Origin of the sequence: Ruminococcus sp. B05 (assembly GCF_003628495.1) — a bacterium.
GTDB classification, from domain to species: domain Bacteria; phylum Bacillota; class Clostridia; order Lachnospirales; family Lachnospiraceae; genus Schaedlerella; species Schaedlerella hominis.
The window spans coordinates 109770-132725 of sequence record NZ_RBZR01000002.1 but is presented as its reverse complement, the minus strand read 5'-3'; the positions used below and the strand labels follow the sequence as shown (position 1 = coordinate 132725).

General features: G+C 38.0%; 19 protein-coding genes. 18 read left to right on the top strand and 1 reads right to left on the bottom strand.

The genetic code is table 11. From position 1 onward, the window contains the following. Window positions 1-15: 15 nt before the first annotated feature. The 15 genes from cobK to ftsZ all read left to right on the top strand — a co-directional run bounded on the left by cobK (window position 16) and on the right by ftsZ (window position 17369). On the top strand, window positions 16-816 hold the full coding sequence (cobK, locus tag D8Q48_RS03610) for a precorrin-6A reductase (RefSeq protein ID WP_330514324.1): 801 nt from the start codon (window positions 16-18) through the stop codon (window positions 814-816). Between the two features lie 149 nt (window positions 817-965). Continuing rightward, window positions 966-2846, top strand: coding sequence for an asparagine synthase (glutamine-hydrolyzing) (asnB, locus tag D8Q48_RS03605; RefSeq protein WP_117989710.1), 1881 nt, complete (start codon window positions 966-968; stop codon window positions 2844-2846). 24 nt (window positions 2847-2870) lie between these two features. Next, entirely contained in the window at window positions 2871-4055 is a 1185-nt protein-coding gene (locus D8Q48_RS03600; protein ID WP_117989564.1) for a putative peptidoglycan glycosyltransferase FtsW, read from the top strand. A gap of 140 nt (window positions 4056-4195) precedes the next feature. Then, entirely contained in the window at window positions 4196-5035 is an 840-nt protein-coding gene (locus D8Q48_RS03595; RefSeq protein WP_117989565.1) for a DegV family protein, read from the top strand. A 20-nt stretch (window positions 5036-5055) separates the two neighbouring features. Then, the gene (locus D8Q48_RS03590; protein ID WP_022076361.1) at window positions 5056-5292 is read left to right on the top strand and encodes a hypothetical protein; all 237 of its coding nucleotides are present in this window, start codon (window positions 5056-5058) and stop codon (window positions 5290-5292) included. Between the two features lie 237 nt (window positions 5293-5529). Continuing rightward, on the top strand, window positions 5530-5967 hold the full coding sequence (gene mraZ / locus D8Q48_RS03585; RefSeq protein ID WP_121055454.1) for a division/cell wall cluster transcriptional repressor MraZ: 438 nt from the start codon (window positions 5530-5532) through the stop codon (window positions 5965-5967). A 92-nt stretch (window positions 5968-6059) separates the two neighbouring features. Then, window positions 6060-6995, top strand: coding sequence for a 16S rRNA (cytosine(1402)-N(4))-methyltransferase RsmH (gene rsmH / locus D8Q48_RS03580; protein ID WP_022076363.1), 936 nt, complete (start codon window positions 6060-6062; stop codon window positions 6993-6995). A gap of 74 nt (window positions 6996-7069) precedes the next feature. After that, a complete protein-coding gene (locus D8Q48_RS03575; protein WP_117989566.1) occupies window positions 7070-7609 on the top strand; it encodes a hypothetical protein in 540 nt (179 codons plus the stop codon). A gap of 9 nt (window positions 7610-7618) precedes the next feature. Then, complete coding sequence (locus D8Q48_RS03570) at window positions 7619-9673, top strand: penicillin-binding transpeptidase domain-containing protein (RefSeq protein ID WP_121055452.1); 2055 nt, start codon at window positions 7619-7621, stop codon at window positions 9671-9673. Window positions 9674-9763: 90 nt separating this feature from the next. After that, the gene (locus tag D8Q48_RS03565; protein ID WP_117989568.1) at window positions 9764-11488 is read left to right on the top strand and encodes a penicillin-binding transpeptidase domain-containing protein; all 1725 of its coding nucleotides are present in this window, start codon (window positions 9764-9766) and stop codon (window positions 11486-11488) included. 130 nt (window positions 11489-11618) lie between these two features. Beyond that, window positions 11619-12575, top strand: coding sequence for a phospho-N-acetylmuramoyl-pentapeptide-transferase (gene mraY, locus D8Q48_RS03560; protein ID WP_117989569.1), 957 nt, complete (start codon window positions 11619-11621; stop codon window positions 12573-12575). A 2-nt stretch (window positions 12576-12577) separates the two neighbouring features. Next, a complete protein-coding gene (murD, locus tag D8Q48_RS03555) occupies window positions 12578-13960 on the top strand; it encodes a UDP-N-acetylmuramoyl-L-alanine--D-glutamate ligase (RefSeq protein ID WP_121055450.1) in 1383 nt (460 codons plus the stop codon). Window positions 13961-13973: 13 nt separating this feature from the next. Further along, on the top strand, window positions 13974-15059 hold the full coding sequence (locus D8Q48_RS03550) for a putative peptidoglycan glycosyltransferase FtsW (protein ID WP_117989571.1): 1086 nt from the start codon (window positions 13974-13976) through the stop codon (window positions 15057-15059). A 61-nt stretch (window positions 15060-15120) separates the two neighbouring features. After that, complete coding sequence (locus D8Q48_RS03545; protein ID WP_117989572.1) at window positions 15121-16032, top strand: FtsQ-type POTRA domain-containing protein; 912 nt, start codon at window positions 15121-15123, stop codon at window positions 16030-16032. A 164-nt stretch (window positions 16033-16196) separates the two neighbouring features. Continuing rightward, a complete protein-coding gene (gene ftsZ, locus D8Q48_RS03540; RefSeq protein ID WP_117989573.1) occupies window positions 16197-17369 on the top strand; it encodes a cell division protein FtsZ in 1173 nt (390 codons plus the stop codon). Between the two features lie 260 nt (window positions 17370-17629). Here ftsZ and pckA read toward each other — a convergent pair whose 3' ends face one another. Then, window positions 17630-19234 carry a phosphoenolpyruvate carboxykinase (ATP) gene (gene pckA / locus D8Q48_RS03535; protein ID WP_117989574.1) on the bottom strand — a complete coding sequence of 535 codons (1605 nt, stop codon included), beginning with the start codon at window positions 19232-19234 and terminating at the stop codon, window positions 17630-17632. 220 nt (window positions 19235-19454) lie between these two features. On the opposite strand from pckA, the gene D8Q48_RS03530 reads away from it, so the two are divergent. From D8Q48_RS03530 to D8Q48_RS03520, 3 genes are all read left to right on the top strand, one after another. After that, window positions 19455-20321, top strand: coding sequence for a sigma-E processing peptidase SpoIIGA (locus tag D8Q48_RS03530; protein WP_117989575.1), 867 nt, complete (start codon window positions 19455-19457; stop codon window positions 20319-20321). After that, window positions 20287-21027, top strand: coding sequence for an RNA polymerase sporulation sigma factor SigE (sigE, locus tag D8Q48_RS03525; RefSeq protein ID WP_117989576.1), 741 nt, complete (start codon window positions 20287-20289; stop codon window positions 21025-21027). The genes D8Q48_RS03530 and sigE overlap by 35 nt, the downstream gene beginning before the upstream one ends. Window positions 21028-21134: 107 nt before the next feature. Further along, window positions 21135-22745, top strand: a complete 1611-nt coding sequence (locus D8Q48_RS03520; RefSeq protein WP_117989577.1) for an MBL fold metallo-hydrolase — start codon at window positions 21135-21137, stop codon at window positions 22743-22745. The last annotated feature ends 211 nt before the right edge of the window (window positions 22746-22956 follow it).

Sequence of the window (22956 nt, the reverse complement as noted above, 5' to 3'; positions counted from 1 at the left end):
AGAACAGGTTTTGGCGTGGATAAGAACGATAAAGAAGAAATGGAAATGTGCAGGATTTTGATATTTTCCGGAACAACAGAAGGAAATCAAATCGCAAAAGCAGTATGCAGACTGCCGGCAAAGGTTTATGTCAGCGTTGCAACTGAGTATGGAAAAGTGTGTGCAGAAGAACAGTCCGAAGCTGAGATTATAGCAGGGAGAATGGATAGTGAAGAAATTCAGGAATTTTTAAATCTATATAAGATAGATATTGTGATCGATGCAACCCATCCATTTGCAAGAGTGGTGACAGAAAATATACAGAAAGCATGCGAGAATGGAAAAATAAAATATATCCGTTGTGTCAGAGAAACGGAAAACGAAGCATTTGAAAATGAAAATTGTGTCTGGGTAGAGAATGTCGATAAAGCAGTTTCTTATTTGCAGGAGACGAAAGGAAACATATTAATTACGACAGGTGGAAAAGAACTTCAAAAATATACTCAGCTTAAGGATTATCAAGACAGATGTTATGCGCGTGTGCTTTCAACAAAAAATTCTATGACAGATGCGGCCAAACTAGGATTTGAAGGCAGACATTTAATCGCCATGCAGGGACCATTTTCAACAGAAATGAATATTGCTTTGATTCATTATACAGAAGCAGCATATCTGGTGACAAAAGAATCGGGAAAAGCAGGTGGCTTTGATGAAAAGATTGAAGCAGCGCAAAAAACAGGCACAAAATTAGTTATTATACAAAGACCGATAGAAAATGGATTGAGTGTGGAACAGACAATTTCCTATTGCATGGAGAAAATGTATCCTTTTTCATGAAAAGTTTTGTGAAAAGAAATGAAGATAAGGGCATAAAAAGAAAAAAGTTGTTTTTAGATAGAAAAAAAGCTATAATAAGGAACGAATTATATGTAAAAATAATAAGAACAACGAGCAAACAGGATACAACAAAAGGAGACAAAGACTATATGTGTGGATTTGCAGGATTTGTAGGAGAGGTTGAAAATCGTGAAGAGGTTCTGGAAAATATGATGAATACGATTATTCACAGAGGACCGGACAGCGAAGGAAAATATGTGGATGAAGATGCGGCGCTGGGGTTTCGACGTCTGAGTATTATCGACCTTTCTGAAGTTGGCGACCAGCCATTATATAACGAAGACAGAAGTAAGGTACTTGTATTTAATGGGGAAATCTACAATTATCAGGAACTGAGAAAAGAATTAGTGGAAGCAGGACATGTATTTGTGTCGAATACAGATTCCGAGACATTGATACATGGCTATGAAGAATGGGGAGAAAGCCTGGTAGAACGTCTGAGAGGTATGTATGCGTTTGTAATCTGGGATACAAAAACAAAAAAACTATTTGGGGCAAGAGATATTTTTGGGATTAAACCAATGTATTATGCACAGATGAATGGAACATTGATGTTTGGCTCAGAAATTAAATCTTTTATGGAGCATCCGAAATTTGATAAGATTTTTAATGAAGATGCACTTGGAAATTACTTGTCATTTCAGTTTGTTCCGACAAATGAGACATTTTTTAAAGGTGTTTTCTGCTTACAGCCGGGACATTACTTTACTTATGAAAATGAAAAGATGGAGATTACACGTTATTTTGAACCGAATTTTACAGGAGATACGACAAAATCATTTGAAGAAATCGTAGATGATATTGAAGCAGTGATGAAAGAATCTGTAGAGATGCATAAAATCAGTGATGTAGAAGTTGCTTCCTATCTTTCAAGTGGTGTAGACTCCAGTTATTTAACCTATTTAGGTCAGGTTGACCGTACATTTACAGTTGGTTTCGATGAAGGAAAATACAGCGAGATTCAGGATGCAAAAGAATTTGCTGCAAGTATTAATATGCAAAACGATGCAAAAGTGATCAGTCCGGAAGAATATTGGGATAAATTATCTGATATTCAGTATTATATGGATGAGCCGGTAGCAGATCCGGCAGCAATTGCATTATATTTCTTGAGTGAGGAAGCTTCGAAAAAAGTAAAGGTTGTGCTTTCGGGAGAAGGGTCAGACGAGCTGTTTGGCGGTTATAATATTTATTGTGAACCATTGGAACATACAAGCTTTAATAAGATTCCAATGCCGATTCGAAGAGCACTTGGCAAATTTGCAGAGTACTGCCTGCCTAGAGGAACAAAGGGAAGAGGCTTTTTAATGCGCCATGGAAAAACCTTGGAAGAGCGTTATTTTGCAAATGCAACGAATATTTTTACAGAACGTGAAGCTAATAAAATTCTAAAGAAGGGCTGTGAACCTCAGATTCAAAAAGTGACAAAACCATTGTATGAACGTGTACAGGGAAAAGACCCGGTGACAAAAATGCAGTATGTTGATATGCATCTTTGGCTGGTCCATGATATTTTGATGAAAGGTGATAAGATGGGGATGGCAAATTCTTTGGAGGTCCGTGTTCCGTTTTTGGATAAAAAAGTACTGGAGCTTGCAGAAACATTGCCGTTAGATTATAAAGTACGTGCACCAAAGACAAAAGTAGCACTGCGAGGAGCAGCTGAAAAAGTGATTCGCAGTAAGACGGCAGAGAAGAAAAAACTGGGATTCCCAATTCCAACGCGTGTCTGGCTAAAAGAGGATAAGTATTATAACCGAGTAAAAGAGATGTTTCAGTCAGAAGCAGCAAACAAATTCTTTAATACAGAACTTCTGATCAAAATGTTAGATGACCATAAGAATGGAAAGAATAAAAATGAAAAAACAGACAATAGCAGAAAAATCTGGACAGTTTATATTTTCCTTGTATGGTATGACAGATATTTTGAACATGGCAAACCGGTTCATCCGGAAATGGCAGCAAGATGATTTGAATAAACAGGGGATGTTGATATGGAGAATGGAACTGTAAGACCAAATAAGAAAAGATTTCAGTGGTCTAAATTATTTGTTCAGAATCCGCAATATTTTGACTATGATTTATTAATGATTTTGGTTTTCTTAATGTGTTTTGGGCTGGTGATGCTTTATAGTACAAGTGCATATAGTGCAAATGCGGATTTTGGAAATGATATGTTCTATTTTTCAAAGCAGGCAATAATAAGCGTGGTTAGTTTTGCATTTATGTTGTTTGTATCAAAACTAGACTATCATGTGTATGGTGCTTTTTCCTGGCAGATTTATTATATTTCCTTGTTTTTGATGCTGCTGGTAAAAACACCGCTGGGAGTTGAAGCATATGGATCAAGAAGATGGCTTCAGCTTCCCGGCAAGATGACATTACAGCCATCAGAAATTGCCAAAATTGCAGTTATTTTGTTAATCCCTTATGAAATCTGCAGGCTGGGTCCTAAGATTCAGTCAAAGAAAGGGATTGAACGAGTTTGTGCAGTTGGAGCAGTTGCAGCAGGTGGTGTAATGGTTCTGACAGATAACTTAAGTACAGCGATTATTGTTGCGGGGATTACAGGGATATTAATATTTGTTGCACATCCTAAGATAAAACCATTTTTGAAGCTGATTGCTGCAGGAGCTGTAGTTGTTGTGGTTGGACTTTCATATCTTTCGGCAAATATTTCAAGTAGTGAAAACTTCCGTCTGAGACGAATAATCACCTGGCTTGATCCGGAAAATCATGCAGATGAAGGTGGATTTCAGGTAATGCAGGGATTGTATGCAATTGGCTCCGGTGGATTTTTTGGAAAAGGTCTTGGAAATAGTACGCAAAAGCTGGGGGTAATCCCAGAAGTGCAAAATGATATGATTCTGACAATCGTATGCGAGGAGCTGGGGGTGTTCGGCGTAATTGTCGTTCTCGTACTGTTTGGGCTACTTTTATATCGGTTGATGTTTATTGCAAAGAATGCACCGGATCTCTATGGCTCATTAGTTGCAAGCGGAATCTTTGCACATATTTCGCTTCAGGTTATTTTAAATATTGCCGTAGTGACCAATATGATGCCGACAACGGGAGTTACATTACCATTTATCAGTTATGGAGGTACGTCGATTTTGTTTCTTATGACAGAGATGGGAATTGCACTTGGAATATCTCGTAAAATTAAATTGAAGCAATAAGATAGGTTTCACAAAATTTCACAAAATGGAATGAAAAAGCTCTTTTCAATCACTTAAAAGTATGATATATTATAATGTAGTATTAAAAACTACATGTGATAGAAATTTATCACACACAGTGTGATTTGGGAGGAACTACAATGAGTTATAGAGTGATTGTTGACAGTTGCGGAGAACTGACAGATGAGATGAAACAGAGCGGAATGTTCGTATCAGCTGCATTGACTATGCAGGTGGGAGAAGATCATATTATAGATGATGAGACATTTGATCAGGCAGATTTTTTAAAGAAAGTTGCTGAATGTCCGGAAAGCCCAAAGTCTTCTTGTCCTTCACCGGAGCAATATCTGGCGAAGTATAATTGTGATGCAGATCATATTTATGTAGTTACATTATCGGCAGAGCTCAGTGGTTCTTATAACAGTGCTCAGTTAGGAAGGAATTTGTACTTTGAAGAGTATGGAGAAAAAGACATCTATGTATTTAATTCTCGTTCAGCATCCATAGGTGAAACATTGATCGCATTAAAGATTCAGGAGTGCGAAGAGGCCGGGATGGATTTTCAGACAGTGATCGATACAGTAGAAGCTTATATAGAAGGGCAGCATACTTATTTTGTACTGGAGAATCTGGATACACTTCGTAAGAATGGAAGATTAACAGGAATCAAATCACTGGTTGCAGGCGCGTTGAACATAAAACCGGTTATGGGATCAACACCGGAAGGTACGATTTGTCAGAAAGCGAAAGCTCGCGGAATGAAGAAGGCATTAGTTAAGATGGCAGATTATGTTGAACAGGAAACAGAGAATGCAAGAGAAAAAGTGCTGGCAATTTCACATTGTAATTGTGAACAGAGAGCAAAAGATTTTGAAAAAATATTATTAGAAAAGATGGAAGTAAAGAAGAGCATCATCGTGGATACAGCCGGAATAAGTTCTATGTATGCAAATGATGGTGGAATCATCGTTGCGATTTAATAGATGAAAGGAAGGTTTATATGAGTCAGGAGAAAGTAGATCGATATAAACAGGAAAAAGCAAATAGAAAAAAGAATATCCGCAAACAGAGGGTTATGGGTGTTGTAAGAACATGTGTATTGTCGCTGGCAGGCTTGGCATTAGTCGGATGGTTAGGATATTCTGCATATGATACATATGAGTCAAAGCAGGAAAGAGAAGTTGCTTCGGTTAATTATGATGCGATTAACAGTTATTTATCAACAATTTCTCAGTAAGATAAGAAGTAAAGAAGAGACAGAGAAGAAAAAAATCTTTTCTGTCTCTTTTTTTGTTGTCGTGTATACGACAAAAAGGTTCAGTGGACATTTTTTTAGTTCTAATTTTTTTCACAAAATAAGGGGTTGAAAAAGGGTGGGAAGTGGTTTACAATGGTTCTAAGTGGTAGGAAGTGGTGAATTGTGGAATAAAGTGGGAGAAAAGTGGAGCCCATAAATTCTAAAAAGGAGTTCTTAATGTTACTAGGAGAGTTTAATCACAGCATAGATGAAAAAGGCCGATTGATTATACCAGCCAAGTTACGTGAAGATTTGGGCGATAGCTTTGTAATCTGCAATGGACTGGAAGGCTGTTTATTTGTGTACTCTCAAGATGAGTGGAACAAATTTGTAGCAGAACTGGAAACCTTACCACGGATGAATAAGGATGCCAGAATATTCAAGAGATATTTCTTTGGAAGTGCTTCAGAGGGCAGTTTCGATAAACAAGGGAGAGTTTTAGTACCGCCGTCACTCAGAAAAGCAGCACATCTTGAAAAGGACATTGTCCTTGTGGGAGTTCAAGATCGTGTGGAAATCTGGGATAAAGGACTTTGGGAAGAACGCAGTATGGTCAGCGAAGAAGATCTGGATGCAATTGCAGAACGAATGGAAGCAATTGGAATCAGGATATAATGAGTGGTAGTGAGTCAGGAGCGTGTTTGTACGGTTATGACGAACGGTGATCATAAGAGCTGGTAACATGATGCGAAAAGATGGAGGAAGATATGGCATTTAAACACAAATCAGTATTACTTGAAGAAACAGTAGATGGTCTGGCAATTAAACCAGACGGGATCTATGTAGACGGAACGTTAGGCGGAGGTGGACATGCATTTGAAGTTTGCAGTCGTCTGAACGAACAGGGGAGATTTATAGGTATAGATCAAGATGCAGCAGCGATAGAAGCTGCAAGCGAAAGATTACGTGACTTTGGGGAGAAGGTTACAATAATAAGAAGCAATTATTGTGAGATGAAGTCACGGCTTCATGAAATTGGTGTAGATAAAGTTGATGGTATTGTGATCGATTTGGGAGTATCGTCATATCAGCTGGATACTGCAGAAAGAGGATTTTCTTATCGAGTAGATGCTCCGTTAGATATGCGAATGGATCAAAGACAGCAGCTGACAGCACGAGAAATCGTGAATACGTATAGCGAAGCAGATCTTTTCAGGGTGATTCGTGACTATGGAGAGGACAAGTTTGCGAAAAATATTGCAAAGCATATCGTAATAGAGCGTCAAAAAGCACCGATTGAGACAACGGGACAGCTTAACGAGATTATTCGTCATGCAATCCCAATGAAATTTCAAAAGACAGCAGGACACCCATCAAAGAGAACATTTCAGGCAATTCGTATTGAGTTAAACAGAGAATTGGATGTTTTAAGGGAATCGCTTGATGATATGATCGAGATGCTTAATCCTGGCGGAAGAATATGCATTATCACATTTCATTCTTTGGAAGACAGAATTGTGAAAAGTGCATTTCGAAAAAATGAAAATCCTTGCATATGTCCATCGCATTTTCCGGTATGTGTATGTGGAAATGTTTCAAAAGGAAAGGTCATTACAAGGAAACCAATTCTTCCAAGTGAAGAAGAATTAGAGTATAACAGCCGTTCTAAAAGTGCAAAATTACGTATTTTTGAACGCTGTTAGCAAAATAAAGGGAGTATATCAAATAGAATTTCATCAGGAGGGGAGAGCCTGGTGAAAGAGAAAGGCAAAAAGCAATGGCAGATATAGGACGTATGAAGACGTATAGTAAAGCAGAATATTATGCTGGACAGCACAGAAGAATGTATGTCTATGGAAGTGCAGCTTTGCAGCCGGAAACAGTGCCAAAGCAGATAGAAAAGCCGAAAAAGCAGAGTGCGAAAGCTAGTCGTCAGGTGCGTAAAAATCGAAAACGTGCACAGAGTATAAGTCCTGTATATGCTGTCTTTCTGACAGGAGCAGCAATTTTTGCAGTATGTATCAGTGTTATGTTTTTGCAGTTGCAGGCAGAGGTTGTAAGTCGTTCGGAAAATATTACGGCATTACAAGAAAAACTTTCAAATCTGACAGAAGAAAATGATACAGCTTACCGAAGTGCAGAAGATGCTGTGAATCTGGAAGAGGTTCGCGATAAAGCAATCAACGAATTTGGAATGGTATATGCAGCCCAGGGGAGCGTGGTGGAATATACAGGTCCAGAGAGTGATAGTGTAACGCAGTATAGTGATATACCAAAAGATGGTGTGTTAGCAAAATCAAAAGATGTGTCAGAATAAGGTAAGAAGATGGCAGTCAAAAAGAATAAAAAAAACAATTATCAATTTTTAACAAGAAAATTTCCAAAAAGAATGCAAAAGAAGCTGGTAATGCTATTTATGGCAGTTATACTGGCTTTTGTTGTTCTTATAGCAAAAATTACATATATCAATGCTTCAAAAGGAAGCAAATTTACAAAAATTGTTTTGGATCAGCAGACATATGACAGCAGGGTAATTCCATATAAACGAGGAGATATTGTCGATCGAAACGGAACTAAGATTGCGACAAGCGAGAGAGTATATAATGTAATACTCGATGTTTATGTAATGACTTCCAAAGAAGAATATATCAATCCTACAAAGAAAGTATTATCGGATTGTTTTGGGATAAATGAAGGGGATGTAGATCAAATTATTTCTGATAACCCGGATAGCAGATACCAGATACTTGCAGAAAATGTAACTTATGAAAAAGCACAGGAATTTAAGGCAATTGAGGAAGATACAGAAAACTATCCAAATGTAAAAGGAATCTGGCTTGAGGACGATTATAAGCGTAATTATCCATATGCTACATTGGCGAGTGATGTGATTGGCTTTTCTACAGTAGATAATATTGGAGCACTGGGGATTGAAAGTGCATATAATGATGTTTTAAATGGATTGAATGGAAGAGAGTATGGTTATTTTTCTGATAATGCATCATTAGAGAGAACTGTAAAAGATGCAAAAAATGGAAACACGGTTGTTTCGACGATTGATGTGACATTACAGAGCATTGTAGAGCAGTGCATTAAAGAATTTAATGAAGAACATACCGGTGAAGAACGTGAAGATGAGTTGGGAAGTAAGAATACTGCAGTGATGATTATGAATCCAAATACCGGAGAAATTCTTGCAGAGGCTTCGTATCCGAATTTTGATTTAAATAAGCCAAGAGATTTGTCTGCTATTTATTCGACGGAAGACTGGAATGCAAAAACAGAGGATGAGCAGCTTGACGCGATGAATGAATTGTGGCGTAATTTTTGCGTTAGTGATGCATTTGAACCAGGCTCGACGATCAAACCATTTACAGTGGCAACAGGCCTGGATACAGGAGCAATTAAAGGGGATGAAACTTATGTGTGTGGAGGATATCTGCATGTAGGAGACTGGGATATCCGTTGTCATCTTACTTCCGGACATGGAACAGAGACAATTACTGATGCTGTAGCGAATTCCTGTAACGTTGCACTGATGGAAATTGCCGAATCGATAGGTGTTGAAGACTTTATTCGATATCAGCATATTTTCGGCTTTGGGGAATATACCGGAATTGATCTTCCGGGAGAGGCTTCGACAGCAGGATTATTATTTACCAAAGATAATATGGGGGATACTGATCTTGCGACCAGTTCATTTGGACAGAGTTTTAATGTTACAATGACGCAGGTGATAACAGCGTTTTCATCTCTGGTAAATGGCGGTAATTACTACGAGCCACATATTGTAAAACAAATTCAGGATGAAAATGGAAAAGTCATAGAAACGAAGAACCCGGTTTTACTTCGAAAGACTATTTCAGAGCAAACGTCAGAACAGGTAAAGACGTATTTGAAAGCTGTTATGGATTATGGTACGGGTAAAACGGCAGAAGTGGAAGGATATAATATTGGGGCAAAGACAGGTACTGCAGAGAAGCTTCCGCGTAACAATGGAAAGTATGTATTATCCTTTATTGGATGTGCCCCGCTGGATAATCCGGAAGTAGTGGTATATGTGGTGATTGATGAGCCAAATACTGCGGCACAGGATGACAGTTCCCTTGTGCTTGGGCTGGCAAAAAAAATCATGTCACAGGCATTCCCGTATTTAAACATTACAACAGTAGAAGGATATGATCCTGCTTCGGCTCAGGAAACAGAAGATTCATCAGATGTAACAAATAGCGATGAGGAAACAGGGGATTATTCGGATTATGAGTATACAGATTATGATGCATCGTATACAGACACCTACAGCAATTGGGATGGTGCATATATAGATGACACATATACCCCGGATTTTACAGATTGGACTTCGGGCTATTATACAGAATAAAATATATTCGCTTACGAGATGTGAACGAAGAAGCATAACCTTACAGAAGACATAATATTTTATATAAACTGTCTTTTGTAAGGTTTTTTTATGAAAAATCGTACTTATAATAAGAAAAAAATAATGATTGTTTTTTTCGCGGCTGTTATTATGATCATAGCATTGCTTGGCCGAATGATTTTTTTGATGATATTTGATGCAGAATATTATCAGAAAAGAGCAAAAGAATTACATGAAAGAGAACGTAAGATCAAAGCTGCTAGAGGAGAGATTTTAGACCGGAACGGGGTGGTTCTTGCAACAAATAAAACAGTTTGTACAATATCGGTGATACATAATCAGATAAAAAATAAGGAACAGACAATACAAATGCTTTCAAAAGAGTTAGGTCTGGAAGAAGCATATGTCCGAAAAAGAGTAGAGAAAATTTCTTCTATGGAAAAAATAAAAACAAATGTAGAGAAAGATGTTGGAGACAGAATACGCAATCTGGGTTTAGACGGAGTGAAAGTGGATGAGGATTTTAAACGGTATTATCCATATGGAGAACTGGCATCGCAAGTACTGGGGTTTACAGGCGGTGATAATCAGGGAATTATCGGACTTGAAGTGAAATATGAAGAATATCTAAAAGGAATTAATGGGATGATTCTCACAATGACAGATGCAAGGGGAATAGATCTGGAAGGAGTGGCGGAAGACCGCAAGGAGCCGAAATCGGGGAATACATTAGAAATTACGATGGATTATAATATACAATCCTACTGTGAGCAGGCGGCAGGGAAAGTAATGGAAGAAAAAGAAGCCGATGCGGTGGCAATTATTTTGATGGATCCTCAAAATGGAGAGATTTATGCGATGGCAAATGTCCCGGAATTTAATTTGAATGACCCGTTTACATTGTCTCCAAAGATTGATACAAGTGAGCTTACAGATGAAAAAAGGCAAGATTTATTAAATCAAATGTGGAGAAATCGGTGTATTAATGATACCTATGAGCCTGGCTCAACTTTTAAGGTAATTACTTCAGCAGCATGTCTGGAAGAAGGTGTTGTAACAGTGAATGATACCTTTTCGTGTCCGGGGTACAAAATAGTGGAGGATAGAAAAATCAGATGCCACAAAGTGGGAGGACATGGTCTGGAAACATTTACACAAGGAATTCAGAATTCATGTAATCCGGTATTTATGGAAATAGGTTTGCGATTAGGTGCTGATAAATTTTATGATTATTTTCAAAAGTTTGGGCTGTTAAAGTTGACAAATGTAGATTTGCCGGGAGAAGCAGGAACAATCATGCATAAAAAAGAAGATATTGGATTAGTAGAACTGGCGACGATGACATTCGGACAATCATTTCAAATCACACCGATACAATTACTTACAACAATAAGTTCAATTATAAATGGTGGAACTCGTATTACGCCTCACTTAGGAAAGAAAGTTTATAATTCAGATGGAAAGGTAATAAAAACACTGACATATCAAAAGCAAAAGGAAATAGTATCAAAAGAAACTTCAGAAACTATGAAAATGCTGCTGGAAAGTGTTGTTTCAGAAGGGTCCGGACATAATGCATATTTGGAAGGATATCGCATAGGAGGAAAGACTGCGACTTCCCAGACTCTTCCGCGAAGCTCAAATAAATATATCTCTTCATTTGTGGGATTTGCCCCGGCAAATGATCCGAAAGTGATTGGAATGGTGATTATATATAATCCAAAGGGGATTTATTATGGAGGTACAATTGCGGCTCCGGTACTAAGAGATATTTATGATAATGTTCTTCCATATTTGGAAAAACAGGAAAAATAAAATGCAAAAATGCTGTCCATAATCTGGTGAGGTTGAAAATCCAAAGACTATGAGTTATACTATATAAGATATGGCGAGAATTACAAAAGAGAAATTTCTCGCTGAACCAAAGAGATGAAGAGGTGTGAGTATGGCAAATCATGTAGTAATTCCAGTGTTAATATCATTCGCATTAAGTGTGATCATGGGACCATTTGTAATCCCGTTTTTGCGAAGATTAAAGATGGGGCAGACAGAACGTGTTGACGGAGTTCAGTCACATTTGAAAAAAGCAGGAACGCCGACGATGGGTGGCGTTATGATATTAGGAAGTGTAGTGATCACTTCACTGTTCTATGTAAAAGATTATCCGAAGATTATCCCGGTATTGTTTTTGACAGTTGGTTTCGGTCTGATAGGTTTTCTTGATGATTATTTAAAAGTAGTTATGAAACGTTCAGATGGATTGTTTCCAAAGCAGAAGATGGCATTGCAGATTGTAGTGACAGCAATATTTGCTTATTATGTAGTAAAGATTGCGAAGATTCCGCTTACAATGCTGATTCCATTTTCGGGTGGAAAATATCTGGATATTGGATGGCTTGCTGTTCCGCTTTTATTTATTGCGGTAATCGGAACTGTAAACGGAACAAACTTTACAGATGGGCTGGATGGATTAGCATCTAGTGTAACTGTATTAGTTGCAACATTTTTTACAGTTGTTGCAGTTGGAACAAAGAGCGGAATTGAACCGATTACTTGCGCGGTAGTAGGTGCTTTACTTGGATTTTTATTGTTTAATGTATATCCGGCAAGCGTATTTATGGGAGATACAGGTTCACTTGCATTGGGTGGATTTGTGGCAGGTGCTGCATATATGATGCAGATGCCGTTGTTTATTATTATTGTTGGTTTAATCTATCTGGTGGAAGTGGCTTCTGTCATTATTCAGGTCACATATTTTAAAAAGACAGGTGGAAAACGAATTTTTAAAATGGCTCCGATACATCATCATTTTGAATTGTGTGGATGGTCAGAGACGAGAGTTGTTGCTGTATTTTCTATTATTACGGCAATATTATGTTTGATTGCACTTATGGGGGTATAAAGATGGACATAAGAGATAAAAATGTATTGGTGTTTGGTTCTGGAATCAGTGGAATAGCAGCAAGTCGTCTGCTTTTGAGAGAAGGTGCTGATGTAATCTTATATGATGGAAATGAGAAGCTTGATGCAGAAACCATCAAAGAAAATATTTTACATGATGAAGAGCATGGAGTAACTTTGACCGGCGATGTAAAGGTTATATTAGGGGAACTTTCCAAAGAGGTGATGGAAAGTCTTGTACTTACTGTGATGAGTCCGGGAGTGCCAACAGATCTTGAAGTTGTGAACCAGATGCGGGAAATGGGTATTCCAATCTGGGGCGAGATTGAACTTGCTTATGTATATGGAAAAGGTGAGGTGCTCGCAATCACAGGAACAAACGGAAAGACAACTACAACTACATTACTTGGGGAGATAATGAAGAAATATCAGGAACATGTATATGTAGTGGGAAATATTGGAAATCCATATACAGAAGTAGCACTGGATATGACAGAGGATTCTGTGGCAGTAGCAGAGATGAGTAGTTTTCAGCTGGAAACAATACATACATTTCGTCCGAAGGTCAGTGCAATATTGAACATTACTCCAGATCATTTGAACCGTCATCATACAATGGAAGCTTATATTGAAGCAAAGAAGAATATTTGCAGAAATCAGACAGCAGATGATGTGTGTGTATTAAATTACGAAGATGAAGTGACAAGAAAATTCGGGGAAGAGATTAAAGCGAAGGTTCTATATTTCAGTAGTCAGCGTATATTAGATAGAGGTATTTATCTTGATGATGGCGATATTGTATATAGTTACGATACAGATGTTGCAGTAACAATCTGTAATGTGAAGGAACTTCAGCTTCTGGGAACACATAATTATGAAAATATTATGGCAGCAGCTGCGATGGCAATTGCATACGGTGTGCCTGTGGACCTGGTTCGAGAGATGATTAAGTCTTTCAAAGGCGTAGCTCATCGAATTGAATTTGTAGCAGAGAAGAATGGTGTAGCTTATTATAATGATTCCAAAGGAACGAATCCGGATGCGGCAATCAAAGGAATTCAGGCAATGAATCGTCCAACGCTTCTGATCGGAGGCGGATATGACAAAGACTCGTCATACGATGAGTGGATCAATGCTTTTGACGGAAAAGTAAAAAAACTTGTATTACTTGGTGCAACAAGAGAAAAGATTGATGCAACCGCAAAGAAATTAGGCTTTACAGATACAATTCTTGTAGATACATTTGAAGAAGCAGTGGCAACATGTGTGAAATATGCAGAGCCGGGAGATGCGGTTCTCTTATCACCGGCATGTGCAAGCTGGGGAATGTTTAAGTGTTATGAAGAACGAGGCGATAAATTCAAAGAGCTGGTAAATGAATTATAAGGAGTGAAGTTCCTTGAAACGCCCGGAGAAGAGAGTGAATCTAGATTATGTGCTACTGATCGTTTTGGTCATGCTGATTGGAGCAGGGCTTGTATTGTTATACAGTACGAGTGCTTATAACGGACAGAATAAGTTTCAAGATGCATATTATTATGTGAAAAAACAAGGTGCTGCTACAGTCTTAGGTGTGATTGGAATGTTAATTGTAGCAAAGATTGATTATCATAAGTGGATTCCATTTGTAAATCTGGGATATCTGGTATCAATTATATTGTCAGTATTGGTGATGCTTGTGGGAGAAGAATATAACGGGTCCAAAAGATGGCTTTCTTTGGGCCCGCTTTCTTTTCAACCATCGGAATTTTCAAAAGTAGCGATTATTTTGTTTCTGGCATGTCTGATATCAGGACAAAAGAAGTGTGTAGATAATTGGCGTTCAATGCTGCGTCTGATGCTTCCGGTGCTTCCGATTACAGCATTGGTGGGAGCAAGTAATTTAAGTACAGCGATTATTATATTAGGTATTGCTGTAGTACTTATTTTTGTTGCAAGTCCAAAGTATATACAGTTTATTTGGATGGGGATTCTTGGAATCGGATTTATGGCAATATTTTTGGCACTGGAAAGTTATCGTCTGGAAAGGCTGGCAATATGGAGAAATCCGGAGCAATACGAAAAAGGATATCAGACATTACAAGGACTTTATGCGATTGGTTCAGGCGGGTTGTTTGGAAGGGGAATTGGTCAAAGTGTTCAAAAGCTTGGATTCTTGCCAGAGGCACAAAATGACATGATATTTTCGATTATATGTGAAGAACTGGGGTTGTTTGGAGCTGGTACGATTATTATTTTATTTCTTGTTTTAATCTGGCGTTTTTTTATTATTGCGATAAATGCAAAAGATTTGCTTGGAGCATTAATCGTTACCGGAGCGATGGCACATATGATGATACAAGTAATCCTAAATATTGCGGTTGTGACCAACAGCATTCCGAATACGGGAATCACGCTTCCTTTTATCAGTTATGGAGGTACATCAGTTTTATTTCTATTACTGGAAATGGGGCTTGTGTTGAGTGTATCAAATCTGGTAAGATAGCAATAGTAATATGATTACTGTGACTGGCAGTATCAAATGAAAACGAAGGAGGCGGCTGTCGATGACACAGCAGCAAAACAGAAAGACAGACAGAGGAAGAAACCGGACTACAGCGAGGCATTATTCGCGTGACGATATTATATACCTTGCAGGTTCTGAGAATCTGCATGATCGTGAGATACGCTCACAAAATAATAAAAACAATAAAAAACAATCAAAGAAACATAAAAAGAACAGAAGAAATGTAAGTGGAAAAGTATTTTTGTATTTATTTATAATTATCATTATTTGTGCAGGCCTTGTTTATCTGGAGACTCTGATCTTTAAATTAAAGCAGATTCAGGTGACGGGAAATGTTTATACAACGCAGCAGGAAGTGGAAGAGTGGGTAAAGCAAAATCCGTATTCAGGAAATACATTGTATGATTTGTGGTATTTTAACAGGGAAAACCGCACACAATTACCATCTGTTGAGAAGGTAAAAGTAAGCCTTATTTCACCGAGGAAGATTAATGTGGCAGTGACAGAAAAGACGATGACAGGAAGGATTGATCTTGGAAGTGGTTATCTGTATTTTGATAAGGATGGAATCGCTTCATTAAAAAGTGAGGAACTGATCGAAGGAACTGCTATGATTGAGGGAATACAGATTGAAGAAAGCAAGGTGAAACTCGGAAAGAAAATACCGGCAGATGATAAAGATGTGTTTAAAAAACTTTCAGAACTTATAGCACTGTTACAAGAGAATGAATTGACAGCAGATAAAATTATATGTTCAGGAAGTGATCTCACAGTTGTTTTTGGCAACGTAAGAGTTTCCCTGGGAAGTGCTTCCTATGAGGATAAGATTCCACAGATTTCGCCGATATTGCAAAAACTGTCTGAGCAGTATGAAAATCAGTCGGGAGAATTGCATTTGGAGAGTTATCAGACGTCAGATACATCAATTCGATTTGTGCCGGACACACAATAAAAAATGAAATTTGCGATGTTGAGCAAAAAAAACATAAAATACAAAAAAATCTATTGATTATTTACTGAAAAAAATATATTATATAATTATTGGATTATAGCGTTCAATTTCAAATGGGATGTATAATAATAAAGATTAATAAGACGACAAAGGAGGAACTACTCTTGTTAGAAATTAAAACTAATGAATCAGAGGCAGCTGCAAAGATAATTGTTATTGGCGTTGGTGGAGGCGGTAACAATGCCGTTAACCGAATGATCGATGAACAGATCGCAGGTGTAGAATTTATTGCAATTAATACAGATAAACAGGCACTTCAGTTATGTAAAGCACCAACACTGATGCAGATTGGTGAGAAACTGACAAAAGGTCTTGGAGCAGGAGCTCAGCCGGAAGTTGGAGAGAAAGCAGCAGAAGAAAGTGCAGAAGAGATTTCAGCAGCATTGAAAGGTGCTGACATGGTATTTGTTACTTGTGGAATGGGTGGCGGTACTGGAACAGGAGCAACACCTGTAGTTGCACGTATTGCAAAAGAGCAGGGTGCATTGACAGTTGGTGTTGTTACAAAGCCTTTCCGTTTCGAGTCAAGAACACGTATGCAGAATGCATTAGCAGGAATTGACAAATTAAAAGAGAATGTTGACACATTAATCGTAATTCCAAATGATAAACTGTTGGAAGTAGTAGATAGAAGAACTACAATGCCAGAAGCACTGAAGAAGGCAGATGAAGTATTACAGCAGGGTATTCAGGGAATCACAGATTTGATTAACGTACCATCACTTATCAACCTTGACTTTGCCGATGTACAGACAGTTATGAAAGACAAAGGTATTGCTCATATCGGTATCGGTGAGGGACGTGGAGATGACAAGGCTCTTGAGGCAGTTAAACAGGCTGTTGCAAGTCCATTGCTTGAGACAACGATCCAGGGCGCATCTCACGTTATTATCAATGTATCTGGTGATATTACACTTATGGATGCATCTGATGCAGCAGAGTATGTTCAGGAGCTTGCCGGAGAGAATGCAAACATTATCTTTGGTGCTACTTATGATGATTCAAGATCTGATGAAGCTACAATCACAGTTATTGCAACAGGTTTACATAATGTAGGTGGAAGTTCATCAAAATTGAAAGCAAGATTAGAAGGACAGCAGAAAGTGGGCTCTATCCTTCCTTCAGGAGATGGTGCAAAAAGAACAGTACCTTCATATGATGGAAGAACAACAGCAAGACCAATGGGTGGTACAGCACCATCTATGCAGCAGTCAAGACCTGTTACAAGCGGAGTAAAAGAGCAGTCTATTAAGATTCCGGATTTCTTTAAGAAATAAACAGATAGAGAATAAGTAATATGACAGAAGAGTATCGAATATCGGTGCTCTTCTTTTTTTAGTTGCCATGCATAGAACAAAGAATGTGCTTTGCACATTCTTGCGCCTGTGGCGGTCGCTTGCGACACCTTCATTGTACGCCGTAGTGCGCATCCTTAGCGGAGCAATTTTTATATATTAGGAAAGCACTTTCCTAATATATAAAAAGAGTGTGTGAAAAACTGGTTTTCACACACTCTTTTAAATTATCAACTAAAATCTTACAGCTGTGGACCTGCAGCAACAAGTGCTTTACCAGCTTCGTTTCCTTCGTATTTAGCGAAGTTTTTGATGAATCTCTGTGCAAGATCTTTTGCTTTTTCTTCCCATTCAGAAGCATCAGCGTATGTGTCACGAGGATCAAGGATACCTGTGTCAACACCCTCAAGTTCTGTAGGAACTTCAAAGTTGAAGTATGGGATTGTCTTTGTAGGAGCGTTGTTGATTGCTCCGTTCAGGATAGCATCGATGATACCACGTGTATCTTTGATAGAGATACGTTTTCCTGTTCCATTCCATCCTGTATTTACGAGGTAAGCTTTAGCTCCACTCTTCTCCATCTTCTTAACAAGCTCTTCTGCATATTTTGTTGGGTGCAGTTCGAGGAATGCCTGTCCGAAGCAAGCTGAGAATGTAGGTGTTGGCTCTGTGATTCCACGCTCTGTTCCAGCAAGTTTTGCTGTAAATCCAGACAAGAAGTAGTACTGTGTCTGATCTTCTGTAAGGATAGATACTGGAGGAAGTACTCCAAATGCATCTGCTGATAAGAAGATAACATTTTTAGCTGCTGGTGCAGAAGAAATTGGACGTACAATATTTTTAATGTGGCTGATAGGGTAAGAAACACGTGTGTTTTCTGTTACGCTCTTATCATCAAAATCAATCTTTCCGTTCTCATCCAGTGTAACGTTCTCAAGAAGAGCGTCACGAACGATTGCATTGTAGATATCTGGCTCAGATTCTTTGTCAAGGTTAATAACTTTTGCGTAGCATCCACCCTCAAAGTTGAATACGCCATTATCATCCCAACCATGCTCGTCGTCACCGATCAGGAGACGTTTAGGATCTGTAGAAAGTGTTGTTTTACCTGTTCCTGAAAGACCGAAGAAGATAGCTGTGTTTTCTCCGTTCATATCTGTATTTGCAGAACAGTGCATAGAAGCAATTCCTTTTAATGGAAGGAAGTAGTTCATCATAGAGAACATACCTTTCTTCATCTCTCCGCCATACCATGTGTTAACGATAACCTGTTCTTTGCTTGTGATATTGAACATAACAGCTGTTTCAGAGTTCAGTCCTAATTCTTTATAGTTCTCTACTTTTGCTTTAGAAGCGTTGTAAACAACGAAATCAGGCTCGAAGTTTTCAAGTTCTTCCTCTGTAGGCTGGATGAACATGTTTGTTACGAAGTGTGCCTGCCATGCAACTTCCACGATGAAACGGATTCCCATACGTGTATCTTTGTTTGCACCACAGAATGCATCTACAACAAAAAGTCTCTTATTAGAAAGCTCCTTGATTGCGATATCTTTAACAGCTGACCAAGCTTCTTCTGTAGCTGGATGGTTGTCATTCTTGTATTCATCAGATGTCCACCATACTGTATCTTTAGAGTTCTCATCCATAACGATGAATTTGTCTTTAGGTGAACGACCTGTATATACACCAGTCATAACGTTCACTGCACCAAGTTCACTTTCCTGACCAACTTCAAAACCTTCTAATTCAGGTTTTGTCTCTTCTTCAAATAACATTTCATATGAAGGATTGTAAACAACCTCAGTAGTTCCAGTAATGCCGTATTTAGTTAAATCAATTTTTGCCATCTTACATATACCTCTTTCTTTGTAGTAATACTGTATGTCTATATAAGTTTAGACGATACCATATTCTTTTCTAATTATACATAATATGGGGATAAAATCAATAAAAATCCTATTAAATGTTAGAAATTTGTCGAAGATTCTTTGATATAGGCTGCCAGATTTTGACAAAATCTGAGAGACGTTGTTTCTATAATAAGTTTGTAGGAAATGAGGAGGGGATATGTACTATGAATTATACATAGATTTATTTTTTTTAGAAAATTTTATGATGGATTCCATTTTACTATTGTTTGTGCGTAGTGTGTTTGGTAAAAAGTCCTTTACGATAAGAACATTTACTGCAGGAATTATTTCCGCAGTATTTTCCTGTGTGCTTATTGCAATAAGAATGCCGGAAGTGGTTAAGTGTTTTTGCAATTATTGTATTATCCCGGTCATCATGATCTGGGTAGGAGTAAAAATTTCAACTGTATTGCAGTTGTTCGAAGGCATGTTGTTGTTGTATTTTACGGAAATATGCTTAGGAGGGATTATGCAACTGTTCAGACCATACATTGGAATTGTAAGTGTGATGTATGCAAGTGCACTGCTGGGGTGTTTTATTTTGAAAACGAGCTGGAATTTGCTTACAAGAGAGGGAAATCTTCAAAAGCGGTGCTGTCGGGTTGTCTTATATGATGAAACAAAAAAATGGGATATTCGTGCAATGATCGACACAGGAAATATGCTTCAAGATCCTGTAGGGCAAAAACCGGTTCATATTATTTCAAAGAAAATGGCAGAAAAAATATATGGGACAAAAATGGTTGAAGAATTAATAGAGTATTCAATTTCTAAAGAAAATGAAGAAAAATGGATGCAGAAGAAGCTACATTTTATTTCGTGTCAGACCATTCAAGGAACACATTTATTGCCGGTCGTAACGATGGAAAAAATGGAAATCATACAAAAATCAGTAATAGAAATACAGATGCCTCAGATTGGTATTGGTGTTATGGAAGAAACAGACTATCAGATGATTGTAAATGCGCAGAGTATAGGAGGAACTAAATATGGTTGCAGAGACAATAAATACACAACAGTTTAAGATAAATGTAATATCTAATTTTCAAAATATATTTTTTCATCCGAGAAAAGAAATTCATTACATAGGTGGACCAGATGTACTTCCGGCACCATTGGATGCAAACGAAGAACAAAAAATGATAGAAGCACTTGAGACAAATGAGCAGGAGAAAGCAAAAAAGCGTCTGATTGAACATAATCTGCGTCTCGTTGTTTATATTGCAAAGAAATTTGATAATACAGGGGTTGGGGTGGAAGATCTGATCTCCATTGGAACAATCGGGTTGATTAAAGCAATCAACACATTTAATCCAACAAAGAAAATTAAGCTGGCGACGTATGCGTCACGCTGTATTGAAAATGAAATTTTGATGTATCTTAGGAGAAATAATAAAACAAAACTGGAAGTGTCAATTGATGAGCCATTGAATGTAGACTGGGATGGAAACGAGTTGCTGTTGTCCGATATATTAGGAACAGAAGAAGATACAATTTATAAAGATTTGGAAAATGAAGCGGAAAGAAAGTTGTTAATCCATGCAATTAGCAAACTATCAAACAGAGAACGGATGATCATCCGGATGAGATATGGGCTGGACAATCCGTCCGGGGAGGAAAAAACACAAAAGGAAGTTGCAGATTTTCTTGGAATTTCACAATCTTATATTTCAAGATTGGAGAAAAAAATCATGCTTCGTCTAAGAAGAGAAATTGTTCGATATCAATAATAAAAAGTAAGAAAATATACAGTGAAAAATATATAAAAACAGGAAATGTTTAACTTTACCACTTTGTTTTCCGGTGATACAATAAAATAAAAAGGTCGGTGAATAGTATGAAATTGACGTTTATAGGTGCTGCACATGAGGTTACTGGTAGTTGTCATTTCTTGCAGGTGGCAGGAAAGAATATACTGGTTGACTGTGGTATGGAACAGGGACCCGATTTATATGAAAACCCTGGTTTACCGATTCCGGAGAATGAAGTGGATTATGTGTTGCTGACACACGCACATATTGACCATTCAGGTATGCTTCCAAAACTTGTGAAGAATGGATTTAAAGGACAGATATTTGCAACTTATGCGACAGCTGACTTATGTAACATTATGCTTCGTGATAGTGCACATATTCAGGAATTCGAAGCAGAATGGCGCAATCGTAAGGGAAGACGTGCAGGTAAACCGGTATACGAGCCGATATACACAATGGAAGATGCGATCAATGCAATTGATTTATTAGTTCCATGTGAATATGGACAGCGTATTCGGATTTGTGACGGGGTTGAGATTCGATTTACAGATGTAGGACATCTGCTTGGATCTGCAAGTATTGAGGTATGGCTTACAGAAGGGGATGTAAGCAAGAAGATTGTATTTTCCGGCGATGTGGGTAATCTGGACCAGCCGATTATTAAGGACCCAACCTATACTGCTACAGCAGATTATGTGGTTGTTGAATCTACGTATGGTAATCGGGTACACAGTACGGAAAAGATAGATTACGTGGGAGATTTTACTCAGATTTTGAAAGAAACCTTTGACCGGGGTGGAAATGTAGTTATTCCTTCTTTTGCCGTTGGAAGAACACAGGAGCTCTTATATTTTATCCGTGAGATCAAAGAGAGAAACATGCTCCCGCAATATGCAGATTTTGAAGTGTATCTGGATAGCCCTCTGGCAATTGAGGCAACGAAGGTATTTTCGAAGAATAAGATGGAATGTTTTGATGAGGATGCCATGAAGCTTGTGAATGCAGGAGTCAACCCATTGGTATTTCCGGGACTAAAGATTATGACAACAAGTGATGATTCTAAGATGATAAACTTTATCGAAAAACCAAAGGTGATTATTTCAGCTTCCGGAATGTGCGATGCAGGACGTATCCGTCATCATCTGAAACATAATCTATGGCGTGAAGAATGTACCATTTTGTTTGTCGGATATCAGGCAGTAGGAACATTAGGACGTAGATTGATTGAGGGCGAAAAAAATGTAAAGCTTTTCGGAGAACCAATCGAGGTACATGCACATATTAAAAGCCTGCATGGAGTCAGTGGCCATGCAGATATGAATGGATTATTAAAATGGATTGGAGGATTTCAGACTCCGCTACAGCATGTATTTGTGGTACATGGAGAAGATACTGTGACTGAGGAATTTGCCCGGACAGTAGAAGAAAAATTTGGATATCCGGCATTTGCCCCATACCCTCAAGGTTGTGTTGATCTTATAACAGGCGAGATTGAGAAAGAAGGAGTAAGAATTCCAATCAAAGCAAAGAAAGCTTCACAGAAGAGGGATGATGCAGCCTTTGAAAGATTGTTGGCAGCAGCAAAACGATTGCTTGATATTGTATATAAAAATGAAGGATTGGCGAATAAAGAAAAAGCTAAATTTGAATCTCAGATTCAAAATCTTGCAGACAAATGGGATAGATTAGAGTAATATAATAATCAAACGATTTTTGCACAAACTTAGAAACAAAAATACAAAAAAAGGTCCGCAGGGGCCTTTTTTTGATGCAGAATAGATGAAAATTGCAGGGGCTCTTATTTAATCTTGCAAAAACATATAGATTTATGGTATGATTTTACGAAAAGAACACTTTAGGACGCTACTACGCCAAAGGGGTGAATTTAAAAGAAACAAGGAAAAG